Here is a 23873-nt window from a genome sequence, read left to right as displayed (position 1 = left end):
CCGTTTTAGAATGAGAGTGCAGGCAAAAACAACACTCGATGATGAAAGCCGATTCAGTTTTGAGTCGGCTTTTTTCGTATCGTTATACTACGATCTGCTCGGGTGATTACGTTTCGTTTTCGTACAGCCTGCATATAAAAACGGATCAGTCCGAAACCGGATCAGTCCGAAAACCCTGTGGGTATGTTAAATTTACACTGTTGGCTTGCATAATCTAAACATAAAGAATGGTATATCTCCGACTCCCCTGAACTGTGCTCTGAAAGCTTTAATTTTTGCATTGAATGATTCAGCAAATGCATTCGTTTCCCTGTTAACGAAATAGTTTAGTATTGTTTCATAATAGTTCTGCATGGTATTTGTTACGGTTCTGAAACATCCGTATCCCAGCTTTTCTATTTTATTGTACCACAAGGCAAGCTTTCCACGTGCCACATCCTTGTCATAGTGCTTATTATATATATAGGTCAATTCTATAGCCAAGTCGTAAACTGATTTCAGTTCCGGATAATGTTCGAATATGATTTCCGCACGTATTCTTTGGGATTCAGTCCATTTACTATAATGCTTGACAAGAACATGTTTGGCCCTTGCCAACAGCTGCTTACGGGTATCACCATTGGCATATCGAAACGGGACATACTCTATATTTTGTTCTTTGCACCGCTGATTTTCATCGTTCTCTAAATCCCGTGCCATCCAGCGATAAGTAACCCTGAGCTCATCAATTGCCTCATAAAAGAGCTTCTGTACATGAAACCGGTCATTGGTCATAGTGGCATTGGGAAAAGCCGTTCGGACAATCCGCATCATGGTCGGTGAAAGATCCAAAGTGACCTCTTTGACCGTCTTGCGTTTGGAGACATAAATCATTTCAAGCACCTTTATGACGTCTTCAGACTTCGTGCCACGTATCATGGCCACAAGGGTACCTCTGCCACCATGTCCCGCACGGTTAGTGACAACAGTATACAATTCTCCGCAGCTCAAAGAAGTCTCGTCAATACAAAGGCTGGGACCTATGTTTTGTTTGAACAGGACATATTCTGAGGCATGACCTAACTGGTCCCATTGTCGGTATGTGCTGATAAACTCCTTGTACTGGGAAGTTAACTGTTTACCGTTTACACCATAAGAATCTGCCATGGAGTTTATGCTCGCTGCGGTAGTTTCAATCTTCTTCTTCCATAGAACCCCTGCCTTAAGATGCCTTCATGAGCCTTGCGAGTGCTTTTTCCAATTTGGCAATTTTCCTTTCAGTTATCTCTTTCTCGCAAAGTCCAACTTTGCCAGGATCATAGGCATGTTTGGTTTTCACCATTGTATAGAAAATCTTTGCTATTTTGTGAGCTGTAGCTACATTTGCTTGTAAAGCACCACTTCTTGCACGTATTCGTCTATAATAGTTGCCGACTTCACCCTTGTCTCGTGCCATTGGTGAGGCTGCAGTCCTGAATATCTGACCAACAATATTCTTTTTCTTCATTATGCGGCTGGAAAGCAACTTACCACCTGATATTTTATTATTGGGGACAAGGTTGCACCACCGACTGAATTTCTCCGCAGTTTCAAACTTATCTATAAAATCATGTCCAAGTTCTCCAATAAGCTGCATAACAGCTGTATCCTTCAGGCCGGGGATCTCGAATACGTTGACACCCCATATGGAAAAAGCATACTGTTCTATATCTATGACAGGGGCGTTCTTGGAACGGCTACTTTTTTTTCTTTTGTAACGAACAAGCGGCTCTGAGTTCGTATCCATTTGAGCTTGATATAGTTTCAGAAGTTTCTCGATCTCATGGTCGCAATCGGCAATCTGATTAATAAAGAAATCATAGGCCTCTACACTTTGTTTAAGTGTGAACAACAGGTCGGCATCCCATGTCCCTTCCAGAGACAAGGCAATCTCTTCCTTGCTGGCTTTACAATTAGACATCGCCAGCGATGCTAAATACTCCGGAATTCGATTGCCTGCCAAAATAGCTGAGATTATCCTTCTTCCTGATAATCCTGTGACGTCCGATATCACAGTAGACAACTTTACATTCATCAATTCAAGAGATTTCTGCATATACAGGATTTGTTTTTCCGCAGAGCGTAAGAGGTTATTACGCTGCCGAGTAAGATTTCTTATCTGCCTAGCGGCATTACCGGGTTGATAGCACGGTTTTAATAGCCCATAACGGTGTAATAACATCAGCCATTCGGCATCAGCGGAATCAGTCTTATGACCAGCCAAGTTTTTTACATCAAGCGGATTGACCAGGATTACTTCAATGTCGGCATCCTGTAGTTTTAGAAAAAGCGACAGATAATAAATCCCCGTAGCTTCCATCGCTACGGTTGTAATATGACAATCTTTCAGCCATGTAATAATCTCATTGAGCTCACAGGTAAAACTGCCAAATCTACGGTTGTTATCTCCATCCCGGTCCTCGGGAACACATACTTGCATTTCAGCGTCAGCAATATCAATACCCGCAGCGTCCGGATTTACAATTGCAAGCTTGTTTCCGTCAGAGGATTTGATCATTTTTGCATTTTTTGCCATTGTCTATAGATTTTGATGAATAAAATAGACAAGCCTGTGGTCTCTCGGAACGTGAGGTACTCTTCCATAAGGCATCTATCGGCCAATAATCATTCTACAGACCTACAGTGTCATACTTTTAATTGAACTTGAAAGTCCATTAGTGATCTGACTTACTTGCTTGTCAACGGCAAAGATACCTTTTATAAAATATTGTAGAAATACAAATACGAATAGTTACGGCATAGCCGTAACTGAATGGGTTCTTTACATTTCGTTCACGCCCTGTGGGTGGGGGACTTTTAAAAAAGCAACGAACTCAGGAGTGAGTTTCGTCCCTTCGGCAGTTAGGTCATCCTAGGTATAGGAAAACGTTTCCCTCGTAGCTTTGTCATACCAGCGACGACGCCTTACGTGGAGATAAACAGGTTTGCCACGCAAAGGAAAGTCCTGAATAACTTTCTCATCGGTAAAACCATGGGAGATCACGGTTCCACTCTTGTAGTCTGAACGTTCCAGGTAGTGTTTTTCTTCAAGCCAAACTTCGATTTTATCAGAGCCGTCATGCCAACCGGAGATATCGAAATACTCCATTAAAACTTCCGGAAAGATGACTCGTAGTAACTTATATAGATTGCGATTAGAATTCATTGGATTGTTATTTTTTTATCTTCCGCAAAGATAGTTCACTTTCGCATTTTAACATAACACACCCACAGGGTTTTCGGACTGACCCGGAAATACTAAGTCGGAACCGAGACTGGAAAATTCATTTATGCGGAGGAAAAGGAACTATCATCGCCATTCCTGATCTGGAAGAAGCTCATTCGCTTACATATTCACTCAGGATGATCCTCAAAGAACGCCATAAAGACACTACAAGACGTCGCTTACACGTTGGTATAACAACGTTGCTGTACTACGTCTAATCTCTATAGTTTGTCGGGTGAGAAAATCCCCTCCTGATAGGAAAAATGCATTAAATAAAAAATACGGAACTCGTTTTGAATCCCGTATTTTTCATACACAAATATTTTATAGTGCCGTTTAATCTTCATCATCCAAGTCGATTGGAATTTGCCGTTTGAATGCTTCCTTGAAAGAAATCAGAGATTCGGTTCGGGCAAGACCTAATGGTTGCAGTTTATTATGGATAATGCTTAACAAGTGCTGATTATTCTTCGCATATATCTTTATAAATAAGTCATATTGCCCTGTCGTATAATGGCATTCTACCACTTCTGGAATTTCTTTCAGGGCTTCCGTAACCGAAGGAAACTGTCCGGGAGATTTAAGGAACAACCCCATGTATGCACAAGTTTCATAACCCACTTTTGTGTTATCGACAATAAATTCCGATCCTTTGATTACGCCTAAGTTAGTAAGTTTTTGTATACGTTGGTGTATAGCTGCCCCCGATACATTACATTCCCGTGCAACTTCAAGGAAAGGCATACGGGCATTGCCAATGATTAGTTTTAATATTTTTTCGTCAAGTTCATCCAGTTGATGGTGTGCCATAATTTATCTATATTTGTATATCTGTATAATCGATTCTTACAATCTTAATACAAATATATATAATCTCTAATGATTAATCTCTATTTTTAGGCGGAATATTTTAGTTTGTAAGTTTCTTTAGTGGTAATAATCTTCAATTTTATAATTTTATGAGTATACAATCAGTGGTAGTATGCAGGTCTGTAAAAGACTTTTCTGATCCAGTATTGGACCTGATAGAGAAAACATATACGGAATCTTTTCCTGAAGTGGAACGTCGCGACTTTTCGCTTGTTCGCCATTTGGTTAAAGGCGAACCTCGGTTTTCTGTGTATGCCTTATCGAGGGAAGACCGATATGTCGGTTTTATCACCGGCTGGTTTTTTGAAGACTACACCTATGTAGAACATTTCGCAATTGATCCTGCTGCCCGTAATGGTGGAATAGGGGCGGAGGCTATGAGGCAATTTTTGACTGTCTGTGGTACTCCGGTTGTTTTGGAGGTAGAAATGCCTGGCGATGAGATGAGCAAGCGCAGGATTGGCTTCTATGAACGTTTGGGCTTTAATCTGGATGGGCATGTTTATCACCAGCCGCCTTATCGGAACGGAGGGGGATGGTTGGAAATGCGGCTTATGACGTATGGCGGCGTTGATCTTGAGCATTCTTTCGAGCAGGTGAAGAATTGCTTGTACAAGAATGTATATGGGATTAGTTGAAAACAAAAGTAGGAGAAAAACAATCCTGTTTTCCTCCTACTTTATTATTGTATATCCTGAGATCAGTCAGCTGCCTGACGTGCAGAATAACTAATCTTCAATGCATATGCTTCACGAAGCGCCTGCTTAACATCTGTGATCAGACCCATCTTGGTTTCCTTATCGGCCTTGATAGACACTGTCATAAACGGCTGGTCTTCTTCTTTCATACTGGATTTTTCTTGGGCAATATAGTCCTGAATTTCCGATACTTCAGCGAACTTGTCGTTCAACTGCAAACGGGCTTCAGTACCCATCTTCCCTTGAAATTCCTGATTGGGCTTTCCTACATAGATGAATGTAACCAACGATTTCTTTTCCAGCTTCTGAAGCTCAGTAGCCTGTGGAGCACGGAATTGCACCATCAATGTTACTTCACGCATAGATGTTACCATCATGATGAAGAACAAGAAAGCGAACACCAAGTCAGGTAATGATGACGTATTCAATTCGGGCATTTCACGTCCGCCCGCTTTACTAAACTTTCCCATTACTTCTTATCTCCATAATTTTTAGGTTCTGCTTCAGAAATCTTTTGCGGATAAATCTGCTGCACAGCCTTTTGTTGTTCTTCATCCAGATCTGCGAATGCTTTTCCAAATTTCTTTCTGGAAATATCATCACGCAGTTCATTGTATGCTTTTGCCAATTCGTTCTGAACACTGATGTAAGCCTGATATTCAGTACCACGGTCATTCTGCAGAGAGATGACGTGTTTTTTAGCGGTCATTACTTTTCCGAAGAAAGGAACGTCCTCTTCTGTTTTTTCAGGTTTGTTTGCATCATTATACGGATTGTCAATGAATGTTTTAACCTCATCTTTCAATTGCTTGATGTCAACGAACTTGTCGCCACAGAGAATTTGGTTACTACTGTTGATCAAAACGACCAACAAGTTTCTCTTATTAACATCAACATCATTCTTCTTTTGGTCTTTAGGTACAGGAGGAGGCAAACGTCTTGCTAAACCTTTATCTGTATCCATGGATGTAGTAATAAGGAAGAAGATAAGCAACATGAAAGCAATATCGGCTGAAGAAGTCGCATTCATTGCGGGTACTTTTCTCTTTTTTCTTGCCATATAGCTTTTTGTTTTATCGATTCGTTATTACTAATTATCTGTTCAGCATTTTCTTAATGCTACCTGCTACTACAGCTAAGATGATCAATACCATTAAAACAATGGAAGATTTGATCCACATATCTGTAATTTTCAACCAACCTGCCGTATTATACTGTTGTGAATCAGCGTTCAGACCCTGCAAAGGAGTACCGTCACCGATAGAGTAGGTAATGAATAACATAGCAACGAATGCAACTACCACACCTAAAGCAGCGACTGCCGATTTAGGACTAACCTTTAACAGATTGATAAACTGCCAAATTGCAAATAACACCATACAAACGATTGTAACAAAGAACAATCCGGTTGTCCAGTTCAATAACAGGCCGGTGTATACATATTCTTTCATTTCTTCTCCCGGATTCGTAATGCCTCCGAAGAAGAACATACCCAGTACGACAATACTGATAAGTGAAACTATCAGCAGTGTCCAACTGGACATTTTTCTTATTTTAGTAACTGCCATAAGTCTGATTATTTTTTAAATTTGAGGTTGTATTTGATAACCATATCCAGCAAAGTGATAGAAGCATCTTCCATCTGGTTCAGGATAGCTTCCAGTTTGCTCAGCAAATAGTTATAGAATACCTGAAGGATCAATGCTACAACCAAACCACCTACTGTTGTGATCAAGGCCACTTTCATACCACCTGCTACAACCGTCGGGCTGATATCACCAACCTGTTCGATTTTATCGAACGCCATAACCATACCTACTACAGTACCCAAGAATCCTAATGACGGAGCCATTGCAATAAACAATGTGATCCAAGACATGTTCTTTTCCAAAAGACCGCCCTGAACACCACCATAAGAAACAATAGATTTTTCTACAACGTCGATACCTTGGTCGATTCTCATCAAACCTTGATAAGCGATAGAAGCGATAGGACCTCTCGTATCACGAGCAATAGCTTTTGCACCTTCTACATCTCCTTTATCCAAAGCATCTTCAATACCTTTCAGCAATTTGCTGGAGTTAGTTTCAGCCAAGTTCAAATAAATGATTCTTTCCAAGCAGAAAGCCAAACCGAAAATCAATGCGATAGCAACCAAACTCATGAAGTCGGCACCACCTTCGATAAACTTAGTCTTCAAAGCCTGGTACATGCCACCTTCAACAGCGGTTTCGGTAGCTTCTTGCGCGAATGCTACAGAAGAGATTCCAAGAGCACATAAACTCATGAACGTTTTTGCAAAATACTTTTTCATTGTGTGTTTAATTTTTAAGATTAATAATTCTCTTATTTGTTTTTATTTTTTTAGTTATTAATAATCGTCATGGTATCTTAAAGCGGAGAGAGCGGGATTCGAACCCGCGAAACCCTTTAGGGGTTTACACGCTTTCCAGGCGTGCCTCTTCAACCACTCGAGCATCTCTCCAAAAACAAGTCACCGCTTTTCTAAAACGGGTGCAAAATACGAAAAAAATCGCATATCCAAACGTTTCAGTGCACAAATCTATAGTTTTTGCCTGACATATGCACAATATCTGACGGATAAATTTTGAATACGCGCGAAAATATCTCACGATATAGGTTTATTCTCGATTTTGAATAGTTTTAGAGCATTAATCCGTGTTGTTTCAACGGTCTCTTCGAGTGTCAGTCCATAGGTCTGAGCTACTTTTTCAGCCGTTTTCCAGATATAAGCCGGCTCGTTCCTTTTTCCCCTGTAGGGAACAGGTGCGAGGTAAGGGGCATCTGTCTCCAACACTATTTTTTTTATGTCTGTTTGCCGGATGATTTCCGATAGTTTGGAGTTTTTAAATGTAATAACCCCATTTATTCCGATTTTGAAATTTTTTAATTTTTTTATTTCTTCCAATTCGGTTTCATTACCGGTAAAACTGTGAAAGACCCCGGAAAGCGAATCAGCTCCTACCTTATATAAAGAGTCAAAAACTTCCGGGTATGCCTCTCGAGTATGGATGGCGACCGGCAGATTAAGATCGATGCTCCATCTGAGCTGTTCTTCGAATACTTCTTTCTGCTCTTTCAGGTATGTTTTGTCCCAGTACAAGTCGATCCCTATTTCTCCAATACCGCAATAGGAGCGTTTACCGAGCCATGACTCTGTCACCTTCAAATTCTCGGCATAATGTTTGTCTACACTGGTCGGGTGCAACCCCATCATCGGGTAGGCGAAATCCGGATAACGGTCGCATAAGTCATGCATCCGTTCGATGGTAGTCGTGTCGACATTCGGAAAGAGCAGGGTGTCTATGCCTGATTCTTTCGCGACAGTGATCAGTTGATCCTGTTCCGGATCAAAATCTTCTAAATACAGATGGTTGTGTGTGTCGATCAGTTTCATTTTAAGACTGGCGGTTCATTAAACGGGCGCTGACTCCTTTTAAAATGTTTAGTTTTTCGGGAGCTACGCTTAACGAGGCCAAGCAATTCATTGCCTGATTATAATATGTGTGTATTTTCTCTTCGGACAATTCTTTTAACCGCAGTTGGTCATAGATGGCTGTTACGGCCGCGATTTTCTCTGCCGGGTCAAAAGTCTTTTTACCTATCCAATTGTTCAGTTCCGCTTTTTGAGTATCTGAAGCGAGACGTAGAGCGTTGATCAACATGAATGTTTTTTTGTTACAGAGTATGTCTCCTCCGATATTTTTGCCGAAAGTGGCCGTGTCTCCGTAAACGTCCAACAGGTCGTCCTGCAACTGGAATGCCAGTCCGATATTAATGCCGAACTGATAGAGCGCTTCGGCATCAGCCTCAGGCGCATTTCCCATGATGGCTCCCATTTTCAGGGCGCAGGCAAGTAGAACGGCTGTTTTCAACCGGATCATTTCGATGTATTCTGCTTCTGTTACGTCCGTTCTTGATTCGAACTCCATGTCGTATTGTTGTCCACCGCATATCTCAAGCGCCGTACCGGTGAATAAGTCCAATATTTCTTTTAACGATTCGGGTTCCGTTTCGCCGATCAATTGATAGGCTGCGATCAGCATGGCGTCACCGGAAAGAATGGCTGTGTTGGCATTCCAAACTTTATGGACGGTCGGTTTGTTTCTTCTTTTGTCGGCCTCATCCATCAGGTCGTCATGCAAAAGGGTGAAGTTGTGGAATACTTCAAGTCCCAGAGCCGGTTTGATCGCAGTATCTACATTTTCCTTATATAGATTGCATGCCATCAGTACAAGTGCCGGACGGATTCTTTTCCCTCCGAGTGAGAGGATGTATTCGATCGGGTCGTATAAACTTTTTGGGGGATAGGTGAATTGAAGCCGGGTAATTTCCTGCTCTATTTTCTGTAGGATATCGTTAAAAGCGAACATAGATTATTTTGTTTAAATAAAAAAGGCTGCGATAGAAGCAGCCTTTTTGTACTATTTACATGTTATTATTGCAGTCTGAATGTAACAGGCACTGTGTATTTAACACGTACGGGTTTACCTCTCTGTTTACCCGGTGACCATTTCGGCATGCTGTTGATCACACGAAGAGCCTCTTTATCCAACGACGGGTCAACACCACGGATAACTTCAGCGTCTACGATGGAACCGTCTTTGTTAACCACAAACGAACAGGATACACGACCCTGGATACCGTTTTCCTGAGCAATAACCGGATATTTGATTGATTTTGCCAGGTATTGTAACAAAGCACCTTGTCCGCCCGGGAATTCAGGCATTGTTTCTACAACAGTAAAAATCTGCTGTGAAGATTCTTCTTCTTCTTCAACTACTGCAGGAGGAGTATAAGCTTCAACCTGTGCTGAAGAAGCATCGTCTTCCGATGAAACGATGTCGACATCGTCCAACTTGACGTCATCTTCTACAACGGTTAATACTTCTGCCACAGCAGGTGCAGGGGGTGGAGGAGGAGGGGGAGGAGTGTCCTCCGGTCTCGTGATTTCAACTTCTTCTTCCGCGATGATATCTGCAACGCCTTCGCTTGTGACGATTGAGATTTCACGGTCGCTCCATTCGAAGCCAACGAACAGTACTGCAAGTCCGACGATCATACCCATCAGGATACCCATCGTCTTACCTCTTTCCAGGTCCGCTTTTGGTGATTTCTTAACTTCCATATCTCTTAGTGTTTAAAGATGTGTTTTTCTTTTGCGACAAATATACGGAGTTATTTTTTAAATCCGAATAATTCGTATTAAATATATGCTATTTTTACTTTTTTTTTGACTGAGAATAAAAATAATAGCTACCATATACCTTTTTCTGCTTTTCTCCGTTTCTGTAGGTAGGGTGTATATACCCGTATTTATTTATCTTTGTATGCATTTTTACCCGAGAAATATGAGAAATATTCTATTTATACTCTTCTTTACCTTCCTGTTACAGGCTGTTGTTGCGCAAACAGGCGACACCGGATATACTTTTCTCCGCTATCCTTCTTCGACAAGAGCCAATGCGATGGGAGGCAATACGGTGTCTTTGGTCGAGCGGGACCCTTCCTTGATTTTTCATAACCCGGCTTTGTTAGGGGCTGAGATGGATCAGATGGTTAATCTGAATTACCTGAATTACATATCGGATATCAATGTCGGAAGTGCTCTTTTCACAAAAGCGTATAAAGAAAAAGGAGCCTGGGGCGTGGGTGCCTCGTTTTTCAGTCAGGGAAAGATACGGGGAATGTCTGAAGAAGGCCTGCCGACGGGCGATTTTACGGCAAAGGACATCAGTGTAAACGGTTTCTTTTCGTATGACCTTTCCGAACGTTGGCGTGGCGGGGCCTCGTTGAAGTTTTTGTATTCGAGTATCGGTGATTATACCTCGATCGGTATGGCTGTCGATGCCGGTTTGAGCTATTATGATTCGGAAAAGGAATTTTCTTTCGGTTTTGCCTTTAAAAATATCGGAGCCCAGCTGAAGGCATACGAGGATGAGCGGCAGAAAATGCCTTGGGATATCCAGATGGGGATCACCAAGAGGATGGCTCATGCACCAATTCGCTTATCGCTTACTGCACAGTATCTGACGAAGTGGAAGGTCGAGTATGTAGACGATTACGACAGGGAATATGCAGGTGATAATTTTTTCAAGTCTTTTGTGAAACACCTGGTGATCGGAGTCGACTATGTCCCTTCCGACAACTTCTGGCTCGGTGTCGGATATAACCCCAAGACGGCGTTGGACATGAAATTGCAGGGCGGTAACGCTCTTGCCGGTTTCTCGGGTGGCGCCGGCGTACGGATCAAGATGTTTGACGTCGGCATTTCCGTTGCCAAATATCATCCTTCTGCTCTTTCCATGATGTTGAGCATTTCCACTACGATCAGTGATTTCTAAGTGAATTCGCTTGGTGGCGAACAGGTTGTGCGGATTATATGGAAAACAATAAAATATAAGGATGAATAGGATAATTTATAAGGAAGGGAGCGATAAACTGTTGTATATTTGCATTCCTTTTTACATTAATATATGTAGTGATGAAAAAGATTATTATAGCGATAGATGGCGTCTCTTCCACCGGGAAGAGCACGATGGCAAAAGATTTGGCAAAAGAATTAGGATATACCTATATTGATACGGGGGCGATGTACCGGGCTGTCACTTTGTACAGCTTGCAACACGGGTTCTTTACAAACAACGGCATCGACGAACGGAAGCTGCAGGAGGCTATGGGCGATATTGATATTTCTTTCCGTTTTAACCCGGAAACCGGGCGTCCCGATACTTATCTGAACGGCGTGAAAGTGGAGAAAGAAATACGCGGGATGGAAGTAGCCAACCGTGTGAGCCCGATCGCGGCTTTAGGTTTTGTGCGTCGTGCGATGGTTGCCAAGCAACAGGAAATGGGGAAGGCGAAAGGAATCGTGATGGATGGCCGTGATATCGGCACGGTAGTCTTTCCCGATGCGGAACTGAAGATTTACGTGACAGCCAGCCCGGAAGTGCGTGCCCAGCGGCGTTTGGACGAACTGAAAGCCAAAGGCGAGGCAGCCTCTTTTGAGGAAGTCCTTGAAAATGTGAAAACGCGTGACCATATCGATATGACTCGTGCCGAGGGCCCGCTCCGTAAAGCCGATGATGCATTGGAGCTGGATAACTCGCATATGACGATTGCCGAGCAGAAGGCTTGGCTCCTGGAACAGTATAAAAAGGTCGCTACAACGGATTAGCCATGATAGAAGTCGAGATAGATAAAGGTTCCGGCTTCTGCTTCGGTGTGGTGACGGCTATCGAGAGTGCTGAGCGTGAACTGAAGAATACGAATACATTGTATTGCCTCGGAGATATCGTGCACAACAGCCTGGAAGTGGAACGTTTGGAAGAATCAGGCTTGCGGACCATCGACCACGACGAGTTTACCCGCCTGAAAGGAGAAAAGGTGTTGCTTCGGGCGCACGGTGAACCGCCTTCGACCTACGAGATCGCCAGGAGGAACAACATCACGATCGTGGATGCGACCTGCCCGGTGGTGCTTCAGTTGCAACGTAAGATACATAAATGTTATATGGCAACGCGTGGCAGCCATACTCAGGTTGTAATCTATGGCAAGAAAGGGCATGCCGAAGTGAACGGCCTGGTCGGGCAAACGGAAGGAACAGCTATTGTTGTCGAGAAGGTGGAGGACCTTGACCGGCTGGATTTTGACCGGAATATCTGCCTGTTCTCACAAACGACCAAGTCGTTGGATGGTTTTCGTGAAGTCGTGGCTGAGATCCGGCGGCGCATTGCGGAGGGAGTGCAATTCGAGTATTTCGATACGATCTGTCGGCAGGTGGCCAACCGATTGCCGAATATCAAGACGTTTGCATCCAAGCATGATTGGGTGTATTTCGTTGCCGGGAAGAAGAGTTCCAATGGCAAGATGCTTCTGGAAGAGTGTCGGAAGGCAAACCCGAACACAGTCTTTATTTCGGAAGCGAAAGAGATTTCCGAACCGTTGCCGGAAGGAGTGAACAGCGTGGGTGTGTGTGGAGCCACCTCTACCCCGAAATGGTTGATGGAGGAAGTGGCTGTGCGTATCCGCGAGTTGAATGCCAGCCGTTGACTTTTCGGGTTAAGATTTGATGAAGTTTTGGAAAACAGACAGCTTTTTGGTAAATAATTATTACTTTTGCCGCGAACATATAAAATATAAGACGCTATGTCTGCAGTTAAGTGTATTGGCATTTTAACGTCCGGAGGTGATGCTCCCGGAATGAACGCTGCCATTCGTGCAGTGACACGTTCCGCTATTTATAACGGAATGTCCGTTAAAGGTATCTATCGTGGATACAAAGGTTTGATAACCGATGAAATTGAAGATTTCAAGACTCAGAATGTAAGTAATATTATTCAGCGTGGCGGTACTATCCTGAAGACAGCCCGTTGCGCGGAGTTCAGAACGCCGGAAGGACGTAAGCAGGCTTACGACAAACTGGTGGAGCATGGTATCGATGCTTTGGTTGCCATCGGAGGAGACGGAACGCTGACGGGAGCCCGTATCTTTGCGCAGGAGTTCAATTATCCGATTGTCGGCCTGCCCGGTACGATCGACAATGACCTGTATGGTACGGATATCACGATCGGCTATGACACGGCCTTGAATACGATTATGGAATGTGTCGATAAAATCCGTGATACGGCAACTTCTCACGACCGTCTGTTCTTTATCGAAGTGATGGGGCGTGATGCCGGATTTTTGGCTCTCAACGGAGCGATTGCTTCGGGGGCTGAAGCGGCTATCATCCCGGAAATATCGATGGAAAAAGACCAGTTGGCCGAGATGATCGAAACAGGTTTCCGTAAGTCTAAGAACAGTAGTATCGTTCTTGTTGCGGAAAGCGAAGTGACTGGTGGCGCAATGGGCGTGGCTGAACGTGTAAAGAAGGAATACCCGCAGTTTGACGTGCGTGTTTCGATTTTGGGACACTTGCAGCGAGGTGGTTCACCGACGGCTCAGGATCGTATTTTGGCTACCCGCATGGGAGTTGCCGCTATCGATGCTTTGCTGGACGATCAGCGTAATGTGATGATGGGTATTCAGAACGATGAGATCGTCTACGTTCCTTTCTCAAAGGCAATCAAGAACGACAAACCGATCAATCGCGATCTGTTGAATACGCTTCGTATCTCCTCTATTTGATAAAAAACAAAGAGGTGCGTCAAAAAAAAGACGATATTTACAGGACGCAGATCACGCAAAAGATGCGGATTAACGCAGACTCGCTTTATTGATAAATAAGGATGTTAAGTAAATAATATAAAAGCCAACTGATTTATAGTCAATATGTTATAAATTGATTGGCTTTTTTGTGCCTTTAGGTGTTAAGGCTTGGAATAGAAAAACGAAATTACTGTAAGTAAAAATATATAGAAAAGCATTCATATATCCGGCACCCGACACTTTTTGTCGTATTTATTTAATAAACAATAAATTAAACAGTGTCGGTTAGGTGCCGGGTCCGACACTTAACCGACACCTTTTTATCTTCGCTATTTTATCCGAAGCCCACCCGTTCTTACGGGGCGACTGATCCGGAACATACCACAAACTAACTCAAAAGTCATAGTAAACTAATTCAAAACATACCATATACTATTTATATGTAGTACTACTTATCACGAATACGTGGTACTACATACGGGCGATTGGTAGTACTACATATGGACAATAGGTGGTTACTACATATCGGTAATATACTATATGCTTTGATTTAGTTCTTCGGGAGTTTTGAGTTAGTTTCCGCAGACATCAAGATATACCCACGATTGGAAGAGAGAAGGCGGTGTGCAGGAAAGATGATATTTGCCGGACGCAGATTACGCAGAGACAAGCACAATTTGCGTCTTCTGCGTCCGGTTTGTTTTTTATTTGGTAGCCGACAGGTTCTCCAAGAACAAGTCCATCATCCGTTTGGCGGCTACGAACGAACTGATTTCGTTATTCAAAACCTGTAGCTCCGTGTATGCCAGCATGTTTTCTACCGCCGGGTTGTGATAGAATGTTTCACGGAGCGTGTCGTTAATGCTTTCGTACATCCAATACTTGGCCTGTTCGTTGCGCTTGTAGTTGAAGTAACCGTTCTTTTTGGTGAATTCCATATATTCTCCGACCATGTCCCAGATTTCTTTGATCCCTAAGTTGTAGTAACCGGAGTAAGTCAATACTTTCGGGAACCAGCCGGATTCGGGAGCCGGAAACAGGTGCAGGGCATTGCGGAACTGTGCTGCCGCCAATTTTGCCTTTTCCAAGTTGTCGCCATCTGCCTTATTGATGATGATCCCGTCCGCCATCTCCATGATTCCGCGTTTGATACCTTGCAATTCGTCTCCTGTACCGGCAAGTTGGATCAACAGGAAGAAATCGACCATCGAATGGACGGCCGTCTCGCTTTGTCCGACACCGACTGTTTCAACGAACACCGTGTCGAATCCGGCAGCTTCGCAAAGAACGATCGTTTCGCGTGTCTTGCGGGCCACTCCACCCAAAGAACCCGCCGATGGCGAAGGACGGATGAAAGCATTCTTCTCACGAGAGAGGGCTTCCATACGGGTTTTGTCGCCGAGGATACTGCCTTTCGAACGTTCGCTGCTGGGATCGATCGCCAACACTGCCAGCTTGCGCCCTTCGCCTATCAGATGCATACCGAATGCATCGATCGAAGTGCTTTTACCGGCTCCCGGCACTCCGGTGATACCGATGCGAACTGACTTTCCCGCATGTGGCAGGCATTTTTCAATAATCTCTTGTGCCACTTGCTGGTGTTCGTATTTGGAACTTTCCACCAGTGTCACGGCCTGGCTGAGGATCGTGATGTTCCCTTTCAGGATGCCTTCCACGAATTCGGCCGGCGTATATTCTTTGCGTTGAATCCTTCTCTTCAGATAAGGATTTACGGTCGGGACATCGGCTACTCCCTTATTCACCTTTAATCCTTTGTACTGATCGTCGTTTTCGGGATGTTCCATGATAAGATTTATGATTTATGATTTATGGATTGTGATTTATGATTTATGGATTATGATTTATACTGTTTGTTGTCATAAATTATAAATCATAAATCTCAGATTTTCTCACTTTTCCGCTGTCACCTTCACAAGCCGTACCGGACCGTTCGGGTCGTTGCATACGAAATTGACGAGGGTTTCCAGTTTTGTTTTTATCTCTTTCGGGCGGATCGTCACTTTGAAAGTGGCAGTCGTACCCGGTTTGATTTCTCTTTTGCCACCGGAAACGGCGACACGTTCGTCGTCGCAAGTCGCACTGTAGATGACAAGTGGCGATTTTCCGGAGTTGGTAATCTCGATCACACCGCTCACCCGGCCGCCGACCAGTGGGATGAAACTGCCTTTGTCTGGTAATTTACCGAAGTCGAGCAATGTTCCTGACAACTGTGCTACCGGAGCTTTCGCTTTTTCCGATGCGGTCAGTTTACTGAAATCGTCTATGATGTTGGCAGCAACGTATAGGTGGCTTTCCGTTCCCTTCTTCTGGCCGATACTTTCGACGGTCAGCGGGATTTCGGCTGTCACACGTCCTTTCCGTTTTGCTTCTTTCGCGTTTATGAGGATGGATATTTCGCCTGTTTCACCCGGAGCCAGTTTTGTCGGATTGGCTACGATGTTCAGGAAATGGGGTATCTTTCCTAAATGGATGTTCAAAGAGGTCTTTCCTTCATTGATTATGTTGATTTTTTCTCCCAATGTCTCTTCCGGGCGGACTGTGCTGTAGAGGATATTCTTGGTTTGCAGCTTCAGGTCGCCGATGCTGTAAGGATAGACCAATATGGGTTGAGCCTCTTTGGGAGTTACGTTTCCTTTGATTCCTATGGAAAAGCTGCCTTTTTTACCATTACTGTAGATGGCTATGGTCTTGTAGAAAGGACCGGGACGTCCTTTCGGGTTGTAAGTTACTTTTACTTCTCCGGTCTTTCCCGGAGCGATCGGCTCTTTGCTCCATTCGGGTTGCGTGCAACCGCAGGATGCTGTAATCCTTGTGATGACAAGCGGGCCGTTACCTGTGTTTTTGATCGTAAATATGTGACTGGCCAATCCATCCGATTCACCTATCGTGCCGAAGTTATAGATCAACTCGTCAGCGCTGATTTGGGCGTTGTTCTGTGCCGATATGCTGCTTATGGCAAACAGTATACCGGCAAGAATAAGGATTGTTTTATTTCTGATAGACATTTTCTCTGTTTTAGATTATTGCACGACTTCTCCTCGGATTGTAAGGATGAAGCTACCGGTTTTACCGTTACTATAGACGGAGATAGTCTTGGTAAACGGTGCAATTCTGTCTTTCGGGTTGTAGGTGATTTTGATATCGCCTGTCTTTCCCGGTGCTATCGGTTCTTTTGTCCATTCCGGTGTCGTACAGCCGCAAGAAGCGATGACACGGGTCAGGACCAACGGGGCGTCACCTGTATTTTTTATTTTAAAAACGTGCGATACATTGCCGTTTGCTTCCTTGATCGTACCGAAGTCAAAAGAGGTCTCATCAGCCGAGATTACAGCTTTGTTTTGAGCTGAAGCCATTCCTGTTGCCAGCAGGATTGCCATAAAAATAAAAATAATCTGTTTCATTTTCTCTTTTTATTTAGCTATGTTTAGAATGCAAAGATAATTATAAATTAGCAAAATGTCACTACCATCCCATGAAAATGGGATTAGTAGTGCATGCTTCAATCTACCTTGACAATGCCCCCTTCCGTATGTGAGACGAATTCGGGTGCATAGAGGCATTGGATCGTACTGATTCCTCCTGCATATTCACCGGTGCGTGACACGTATACGGCATATTCCAGAACAAAAGTCCCTTGGGGCAGGCGGTCAAAGAAGAAATTCTCCGAAACATCCGTCGGTGACTGGTAATACCAGACTCCGTCCCTGTAGAGAGAACCGGAAAGTTGGTTAGCCGGTTCAAAACATCCGGCGCGGAGGTCTTTCAGGTAAACATAATCCATTTCGCGATCGGTACGGACCACGAGGCGGACGACCACTTTGTCGCCGACGCGGAGTGGCTCGGCTGGACTGACCGGACGAAGTTGCTGCCCGCTCCCGTTATTCGTTTCTACGAACAATTTCTTTTCTACGTTCAAGACTCCTTTCTGTTTTTTCACCTCGTTGATGTTCTGGAAATATTGCTCGTAGACAGCTCCCCATGCTGGCGCCGGGCCTTCCTTCCGGATGGAAATGGCGTTTCCTTCGGAAGTGGTTGCTCTCTCATCCGGAACTGTCACTTTCAGGTAGCCGGTGCCCGATTCGCCGTTTGCCGTACTATATGTTTGCTTGCCCCACGTGGCTGTACACGTGTTGTTTGTGTCCAACCAATCGCTGCCTGTCAGCAGCAAAGCATAGATGGCGTTGACTGTTGCCGGGACGGATTCCCAGTTCTGCGTCTGCTTTTGGCTGAGCAGCCATTGTTTCATGCGGTCCGTTTCCAGTTTGTCGGGCGCGGCTTCATTGAAGAAAGCCATCAGCAGGCAATGGGTGTCGATCGGAGAAGCAAAGGAATTTGTCCCCCTCCGGTTGTTCGCCCAGTACATGCCTTTGTCTGCGGAAGTGGTAGCCGTCCTACGCAACCAGGCAAGGATGTCTCCGGCCACTTCTTTCTTTCCATTCCGCCACATGAGCCAGGCTATTTCTCCTTTCCCGTAGATGGATTGTTTGCTCCACTGTTTTTCCGCCAAGGTCGTATAGTAACGGATCGCCTCACGAGCCGAACCGGGCTCCGGAATGTCGCGGTAATTGCTGCGGACAAACAGGTATTCGATTTCCAATGGAGAAATTTCATTCTTCTGCCAGTTCTTGATCTTTTGAAGTGATTCGTAATCGGACTGGATTTGCTTGTCTGCGAAATTGAGCGCTTTCATCTGCATCTCTTTTTCCTGCTGGTTATATTCGACTGCATTCAGTTCTGTCAGCCGGCTCATTCCTTTCAAGATATAGAGCGTGATTTCCCGGCTCGGGTACATGCCTTTGAACCAACCCCAGCCTCCATCCGGCATTTGCAAGTCAAGAAGATGGCGCAGGGCAGTTTCCCGTTGTCCGGCAGCCCGGTTCATGTCGAACAGGAGGGAGAGGCGTTGTTTCTGTTCCGTCTCGTTGTCGGCTTCCAAGACCCAGGGTGTTTCTTGCAGGAGGATGTTTTTCAGCTCTGCATTCTTTTCCAGGTTGGAATAGAGCGTGGCGGCGTTTCCACCTTGTGCTTTCCATTGGTTGATGACCTGCTGGATGCGGGGGTGGGTGTTGGCGATGTGGCTTGCCAACGTGTTGCTGTAATAAGAGGCAAACCAGGAAATGACGTTGTCGTTTTCCGGTTGGGTGAGGGTCGGCAATGCCTGCACGGCGTACCAGACAGGGTTGGCGGTCAGTTCCAGTGTCGTGCGGAACGGTTTGATACCTTTGTCGTTTTTCAACCGGATCACTTCCTCATTCTTGTCGAACAGGTAGAACGGGGTGCTTTCCGTTATCAATATCTCGTTCGACAGGACGGGAATCAAATGTTGCTCGCCATCGCTTCCCTTCTCGGAATCGGCCATGATGCGGCAACCGATAACACCGCCCGCGAAGGCCGGAACCTTGAATGACCAGCTGACTGTCGTTGTGCTGTCTGCTCCCAAGGTGAAAGGTTTCTGCGATTTGGTCAGGCAGATCACCGGCTGGTTGTTGTCCGGATCGAACAGTTCCAGGCTGGCGCGTCCGTCCATAGTGGCAGACGACTGGTTGCTGACCTGTGCCGTAAGGGTCACTTCATCGCCTTGGCGTAGGAAACGCGGCAGGTTGGGAGTGACCATCAACGGCTTATTGGTGATGATTTCGCGTGACAGGTAACCGTATTTCAGGTCTTCCGTCTGTGCCAACAGTTGCAGTTTCCAGGTCGTGTTGCTTTCGGGCATCGTGAAGCTGAACACTACGTCACCGGCTTCGTCGGTCACTAATGCCGGATAGAAGAAAGCGGTTTCGGCGAAGTTTTCACGGAGTTGGATCGGCTCTTGCAGTTCTCTTCTGTAGATGCCCGGACCGTCCGATTTAACCTCTTCTTCTGCGATGATATCGGCGACGCCTTGTCCCATCCGTACGGCCGATTCTTCCAGGGGTGCACTGTCTTCTATGACGTTGAAGGCTTCGGCTACTGCCGGGGCTGCTGCCGATTTCATGACGGCTCCGGTTAGATACGCGCGGTTACTGCGTCCGTAACGGTATCCTAACGACAACACATCCTGCCAGTCGAGGCAGTCGTATTGGTACTGCGGGACGTTCAAACCTTTTCTGTTTCCTGTTTCGTACCGGCTGCTGTTTGTGAATGCAGTTCCTTCCGAGAAACGCGGAGCGTACAGGAATATGGATCTCTGAGGAGAGAAAGACCAGTTGAAAGGCAATAACTTATCCAATGAAGCATCGTACATGCTTGCCAAAACTTCGGCAGAGACGGTTGCCGAATCCGCATCCGTAATCCTGAATTTCCAGTTTTCCTTACTTCCCGGCAGCAGGTGGTCGCGGAATGTCTCAGCCAGAATTGTCAATCTTCTGTCTGGTTGGCGACGGTAGACCGGGACTTGTGTCACATACATCTTACCGTCTTTGACAAACGTGAAGGATACGGTGAATCCATCCCCGTCCGTCTCTTTAAACGGAATGCGGAAAGTCCGGTTTTCATCGCTTAACCGGATCAGTTTACGCTCCGTGCATTTCTTGTCTGCCGTATAAATTTCATATAATATATGTGTGTCCTTGTCGGATGTTCCGAATATGAACGCGGCCTCTTCTCCCGGTGTACAGGTCGTGTGCTCCTTGATCAGCCAGGTATGCATAAATACGGGAGGGCGCTTATCCTGACGGCTGTACAGGATGAAATCTTGATGGGCGGAAACTTCTTTCCCGTGAGAGTCGGCCGATTTTACTTCCAGGCGATAACGCCCTGCCGGCAACTCGCGGAATGCGACAGGCGATATTTCATCTCCCGTAATGAAGGATCCTGTAGTCATCTGCTTATTGACCTTATACTGGTCTGCACCGAACATCTCTTTTCCCTGCTTTTCGTCCGACAGGGAATAAATCGTGTAACTTCCTTTCGCAGATGTTTTCTGCCTGTTCACGGTATAAGCCGTTATCACCGCTTTGGCGGAATCGCTCTCCATTTCCTGTCCGGGCATTTGGATATCCAGCAGGATACCTGTGTCGCCGACGGAGAAAGTGTAGCTTGCTTCTTGTGTCTCTCCTTTGCTGTCGGTCAGGGTTGCCGTTACTTCGTAGCTCTGATAGATGGGGCGCAGACCTTCCGTTTCCGGTCGTTCGGGTACGAAGGAGATCGTGAAATTACCTTTACCGTCAACTTTGGCCGTTCCGTTGGCCACTTGCTTGTATGTAAAGTCGAACGGGTTCGGCATATAGAAACGTGCCCAGAACGGGCGACGGGTGATCGTCCAGTTTATTTCGCCTTCCTGTAAGTTTATACCGGAGAAAGTCTGTGCTTCGCCTGTCAGTTTTACCGGATGGCCGAAGGACACTTCTTCCTTGAGCGGCAGGAAACTGACTTTGAAAGTCGGGCGTTTGTATTCTTCTACCCGGATATTCGTACGAGACCTTTCTGTAACAAGCGTGAAATTCCCGCTCAAAGTCTGTGCCGGGATGGTGAACTCTCCGTTGAAAGAGCCGAACCGGTCGGTCTTGAATTCTTTGCTGGCCACTTCCTTGTAGTTGGCAGCCCACAAGGTGACGGTATAGGTGCGTCCGGCCACTACATGCGGGTTGTCCGTGTCTTTCACATAAGCGATACCTTTGAAGAATATGTTTTGCCCCGGCCGGTAGATGCCCCGGTCCGTGAAGAGCGACAAATCGACTGTCTCCTTTTCCAGGCCGGAGCGGGAAATGCCGTATGGATATACATTCGTGATAATGGAGGAGGTGTCTTCGCGAAACACCGGACGTATATGTTCGATCTTCTTTTGGGCAGGATGGACGGCGATCCCCAACCGGTCTGTTTTGACTTCTCCTTGACGTTGGACGGTTCCGTCCATCATATTGGTTTTGTAATAGATTACGGTTGCGCCTTCGATCGGCTTGCCGCTTTCCAGGTCGGTGACAAGCACTTCCGAATGGTTTGTCTGACTCCGGGTAAGGGCTGCCAGGCGGCTGACGCTGAAACGGTTGGCAACTGTCAGTTGTTTGCCGGGAACCGTGATCTCATATTCGTACAACCCTAACTTGTCCATCGGAATGGCCAGGGTTGAATCGGCTTCGGTGTAGGAGTTCGGAAGATGCATATCGAATGTGATTTCTTTTACCAGTTCTCCCCGTTTGCTGTTACTGCCCTTATACAAATTGCGCCAGGCATCTTCCGGCTGGCGAAGGCTTTTGTAGATGCGTACGATCAGTTGGGGCGTGTTGACATACTTGAGTTGCAGCGTAAGGTCTTTGCCGGGATACACATTGTTGTCGGATTGGATATTCAGGACCGGCGTTTCCATTTCGTTCAACTGGTTCTTGAAGATGTTTATGCGGTCGTATTTGGGATATTGCGCGATACTTTCTTTGCAAAGCGAATAAATGAGCGCCTGGACGGAGTCTTGGTGGGCCTTGTTGCCTTGATAACGTTCCCGTTGGAGAAGATTCATTTCGGCAATCCGTATTTCGGCGGCAAACGGCTCTTTGCCGTATACATTATACAAACTGTCCAACGTGTTTCTGTAGTCGTTGGTGTTTGTAGACTGGATGTCGTATTTATATTGCCAGTAGTCCAACTCGTCCAGCAACAAAGCTTTCTTTTCCGGTTGTGTACGGCGGAAATCGATCAAATCTTCATACCATTTATCCGACGGCTGTATGTCGATCGCCCGGAAAGCAAGGAAATCATACAGGGTAGGGCGGAGTTGAGGCATGTCTTTCCCTTTCTTCAGGATCAGGTTATATTGGCTGACCGGTGTTTGTTGCAACAGGTGTGCCGGTTGAAGAGAAAGAGTCAGCTCTTCTTTGATCTTGTCTTGGAAAAGGTTGGAGGTCCATTCCCGGATATCATCGGGCACATAGCCTGCCAGTTCGGTCCGCTGGTTGACGTTCCAACGGTTTTGCATATAATAGTTTTTATACATCTCCGCAATCATGGAGTGGAGTACGGCAACGGATGCCGAGTCGGAACACGTACCGGCATATGTTTCCACTTCCTTGATCAGTTCGGGAAATGTGTCGGTATCTTTCTCCAGTTGTTTTTTCATCCGGGTGATAAGTGCCTGGATCAATGCCGGAGTGTTTTTCGTTTGGATGGCTTCTGTTATAGCCTTTTCGTTGGTGGAGGCCTGATTTGCTTTTACGTAGAATATAGTGGATACTATTCCGCATGCGATCAGGGCTAAAACAATAATTGCTCTTATCTTCATATCTTTCAGATTTATGATTTCAGATTTATGATTTATGAAGTATGGCTGATAAATCATACATCATAAATTATAAATCCAAACCTGTTTTTTATATAGATACAAAGAAAGAGCAAAAAGTTGTAAAATAGCCGTTAATTAGGCGTAATTTTATTTTTTACGAACGTAAGTCAGGAATGTGTAGGGATACGGATTTTTCTCATCGGCGGGAAAATCCTGACGTTCCACTTCTTCCCACAGATCCCAGTTGACAACCGGGAAAAACGCGTCTGCATCCGGAAATTCTTCGTGAATACGGGTCAGATACATCTTATCGGCAATCCCTAATCCTTGCCTGTAAACCAGAGAGCCACCGATGATGAAGATGTTTTCTTCCTTTTCGCAGATATCCAGTGCGTCATGCATGGATTCGCAAGCAAAGCAATTGACGAAACCGGCTTCCGGCATGGTGGTCAGCACGATATTTTTGCGGTTGGGCAATCCGCCTTTCGGTAGGGATTCGAATGTTTTACGTCCCATTATTACGGCATGGCCTGTTGTCAGGTCTTTGAAACGCTTCATGTCTGCCGGCATGTGCCAAAGCAGGCCCAGATTCTTTCCGATCGCATTGTTGTCGGAAACGGCAGCAATGATTGAAATTGTACTCATAGTGATTTATAATTTATAATTCCTGGTTTAT

The 23873-nt window shown here is 45.3% G+C and carries 21 protein-coding genes and 1 tRNA gene; 5 read left to right on the top strand and 17 right to left on the bottom strand.

Translation table 11 applies throughout. The annotated features are described in order from the left end of the window. Window positions 1–192 precede the first annotated feature (192 nt). From BQ9893_RS11775 to BQ9893_RS11760, 4 genes are all read right to left on the bottom strand, one after another. The gene (locus BQ9893_RS11775) at window positions 193–1176 is read right to left on the bottom strand and encodes an ISAon1 family transposase (protein ID WP_449406345.1); all 984 of its coding nucleotides are present in this window, start codon (window positions 1174–1176) and stop codon (window positions 193–195) included. A gap of 25 nt (window positions 1177–1201) precedes the next feature. Then, window positions 1202–2554, bottom strand: a complete 1353-nt coding sequence (locus BQ9893_RS11770) for an IS110 family RNA-guided transposase (RefSeq protein ID WP_081415446.1) — start codon at window positions 2552–2554, stop codon at window positions 1202–1204. Between the two features lie 336 nt (window positions 2555–2890). Then, window positions 2891–3184, bottom strand: coding sequence for an ISAon1 family transposase N-terminal region protein (locus BQ9893_RS11765; protein ID WP_449406343.1), 294 nt, complete (start codon window positions 3182–3184; stop codon window positions 2891–2893). Between the two features lie 396 nt (window positions 3185–3580). After that, the gene (locus BQ9893_RS11760) at window positions 3581–4054 is read right to left on the bottom strand and encodes an Lrp/AsnC family transcriptional regulator (RefSeq protein WP_075966220.1); all 474 of its coding nucleotides are present in this window, start codon (window positions 4052–4054) and stop codon (window positions 3581–3583) included. Window positions 4055–4203: 149 nt separating this feature from the next. On the opposite strand from BQ9893_RS11760, the gene BQ9893_RS11755 reads away from it, so the two are divergent. Beyond that, window positions 4204–4752, top strand: coding sequence for a GNAT family N-acetyltransferase (locus BQ9893_RS11755; protein WP_075966219.1), 549 nt, complete (start codon window positions 4204–4206; stop codon window positions 4750–4752). 62 nt (window positions 4753–4814) lie between these two features. On the opposite strand, the gene BQ9893_RS11750 is transcribed toward BQ9893_RS11755, so the two are convergent. The 8 genes from BQ9893_RS11750 to BQ9893_RS11715 all read right to left on the bottom strand — a co-directional run bounded on the left by BQ9893_RS11750 (window position 4815) and on the right by BQ9893_RS11715 (window position 9961). Then, window positions 4815–5282, bottom strand: a complete 468-nt coding sequence (locus BQ9893_RS11750; protein WP_008152576.1) for an ExbD/TolR family protein — start codon at window positions 5280–5282, stop codon at window positions 4815–4817. After that, complete coding sequence (locus BQ9893_RS11745) at window positions 5282–5872, bottom strand: ExbD/TolR family protein (RefSeq protein ID WP_075966218.1); 591 nt, start codon at window positions 5870–5872, stop codon at window positions 5282–5284. The genes BQ9893_RS11750 and BQ9893_RS11745 overlap by 1 nt, the downstream gene beginning before the upstream one ends. Window positions 5873–5906: 34 nt before the next feature. Then, window positions 5907–6380 carry a hypothetical protein gene (locus BQ9893_RS11740; RefSeq protein WP_075966217.1) on the bottom strand — a complete coding sequence of 158 codons (474 nt, stop codon included), beginning with the start codon at window positions 6378–6380 and terminating at the stop codon, window positions 5907–5909. Window positions 6381–6388: 8 nt separating this feature from the next. After that, window positions 6389–7126: a MotA/TolQ/ExbB proton channel family protein gene (locus BQ9893_RS11735; RefSeq protein ID WP_075966216.1), complete on the bottom strand. Its 738-nt coding sequence runs from the start codon at window positions 7124–7126 to the stop codon at window positions 6389–6391. Between the two features lie 83 nt (window positions 7127–7209). Continuing rightward, window positions 7210–7297, bottom strand: a tRNA-Ser gene (locus tag BQ9893_RS11730). Window positions 7298–7441: 144 nt separating this feature from the next. Continuing rightward, window positions 7442–8230, bottom strand: coding sequence for a TatD family hydrolase (locus tag BQ9893_RS11725; protein WP_075966215.1), 789 nt, complete (start codon window positions 8228–8230; stop codon window positions 7442–7444). 1 nt (window position 8231) lies between these two features. Next, on the bottom strand, window positions 8232–9206 hold the full coding sequence (locus tag BQ9893_RS11720; protein WP_075966214.1) for a polyprenyl synthetase family protein: 975 nt from the start codon (window positions 9204–9206) through the stop codon (window positions 8232–8234). A 65-nt stretch (window positions 9207–9271) separates the two neighbouring features. Next, entirely contained in the window at window positions 9272–9961 is a 690-nt protein-coding gene (locus BQ9893_RS11715) for an energy transducer TonB (RefSeq protein WP_075966213.1), read from the bottom strand. Window positions 9962–10184: 223 nt separating this feature from the next. On the opposite strand from BQ9893_RS11715, the gene porQ reads away from it, so the two are divergent. From porQ to pfkA, 4 genes are all read left to right on the top strand, one after another. Further along, a complete protein-coding gene (porQ, locus tag BQ9893_RS11710) occupies window positions 10185–11177 on the top strand; it encodes a type IX secretion system protein PorQ (RefSeq protein ID WP_075966212.1) in 993 nt (330 codons plus the stop codon). 140 nt (window positions 11178–11317) lie between these two features. Beyond that, on the top strand, window positions 11318–12010 hold the full coding sequence (gene cmk / locus BQ9893_RS11705; protein WP_075966211.1) for a (d)CMP kinase: 693 nt from the start codon (window positions 11318–11320) through the stop codon (window positions 12008–12010). Window positions 12011–12012: 2 nt separating this feature from the next. Then, complete coding sequence (locus BQ9893_RS11700) at window positions 12013–12885, top strand: 4-hydroxy-3-methylbut-2-enyl diphosphate reductase (RefSeq protein ID WP_075966210.1); 873 nt, start codon at window positions 12013–12015, stop codon at window positions 12883–12885. Window positions 12886–12981: 96 nt separating this feature from the next. Continuing rightward, on the top strand, window positions 12982–13962 hold the full coding sequence (gene pfkA, locus BQ9893_RS11695) for a 6-phosphofructokinase (protein ID WP_075966209.1): 981 nt from the start codon (window positions 12982–12984) through the stop codon (window positions 13960–13962). Window positions 13963–14687: 725 nt separating this feature from the next. On the opposite strand, the gene meaB is transcribed toward pfkA, so the two are convergent. The 5 genes from meaB to BQ9893_RS11670 form a co-directional block, all read right to left on the bottom strand. Then, window positions 14688–15788 (bottom strand): methylmalonyl Co-A mutase-associated GTPase MeaB, encoded by a 1101-nt coding sequence (gene meaB, locus BQ9893_RS11690; protein WP_075966208.1) that lies wholly within the window; start codon window positions 15786–15788, stop codon window positions 14688–14690. A gap of 105 nt (window positions 15789–15893) precedes the next feature. Continuing rightward, complete coding sequence (locus BQ9893_RS11685) at window positions 15894–17009, bottom strand: DUF1573 domain-containing protein (protein ID WP_075966207.1); 1116 nt, start codon at window positions 17007–17009, stop codon at window positions 15894–15896. Between the two features lie 15 nt (window positions 17010–17024). Then, on the bottom strand, window positions 17025–17405 hold the full coding sequence (locus tag BQ9893_RS11680; RefSeq protein WP_075966206.1) for a DUF1573 domain-containing protein: 381 nt from the start codon (window positions 17403–17405) through the stop codon (window positions 17025–17027). A 98-nt stretch (window positions 17406–17503) separates the two neighbouring features. Then, window positions 17504–23197, bottom strand: coding sequence for an alpha-2-macroglobulin family protein (locus BQ9893_RS11675; RefSeq protein ID WP_075967346.1), 5694 nt, complete (start codon window positions 23195–23197; stop codon window positions 17504–17506). A 147-nt stretch (window positions 23198–23344) separates the two neighbouring features. Further along, the gene (locus BQ9893_RS11670) at window positions 23345–23842 is read right to left on the bottom strand and encodes a dihydrofolate reductase (RefSeq protein ID WP_075966205.1); all 498 of its coding nucleotides are present in this window, start codon (window positions 23840–23842) and stop codon (window positions 23345–23347) included. Window positions 23843–23873: the final 31 nt, after the last annotated feature.

Origin of the sequence: Parabacteroides massiliensis, from assembly GCF_900155425.1 — a bacterium.
Lineage (GTDB): Bacteria > Bacteroidota > Bacteroidia > Bacteroidales > Tannerellaceae > Parabacteroides > Parabacteroides massiliensis.
Note: the sequence above shows the minus strand (reverse complement) of the source record. Positions and strands in the feature narration are given on the sequence as shown.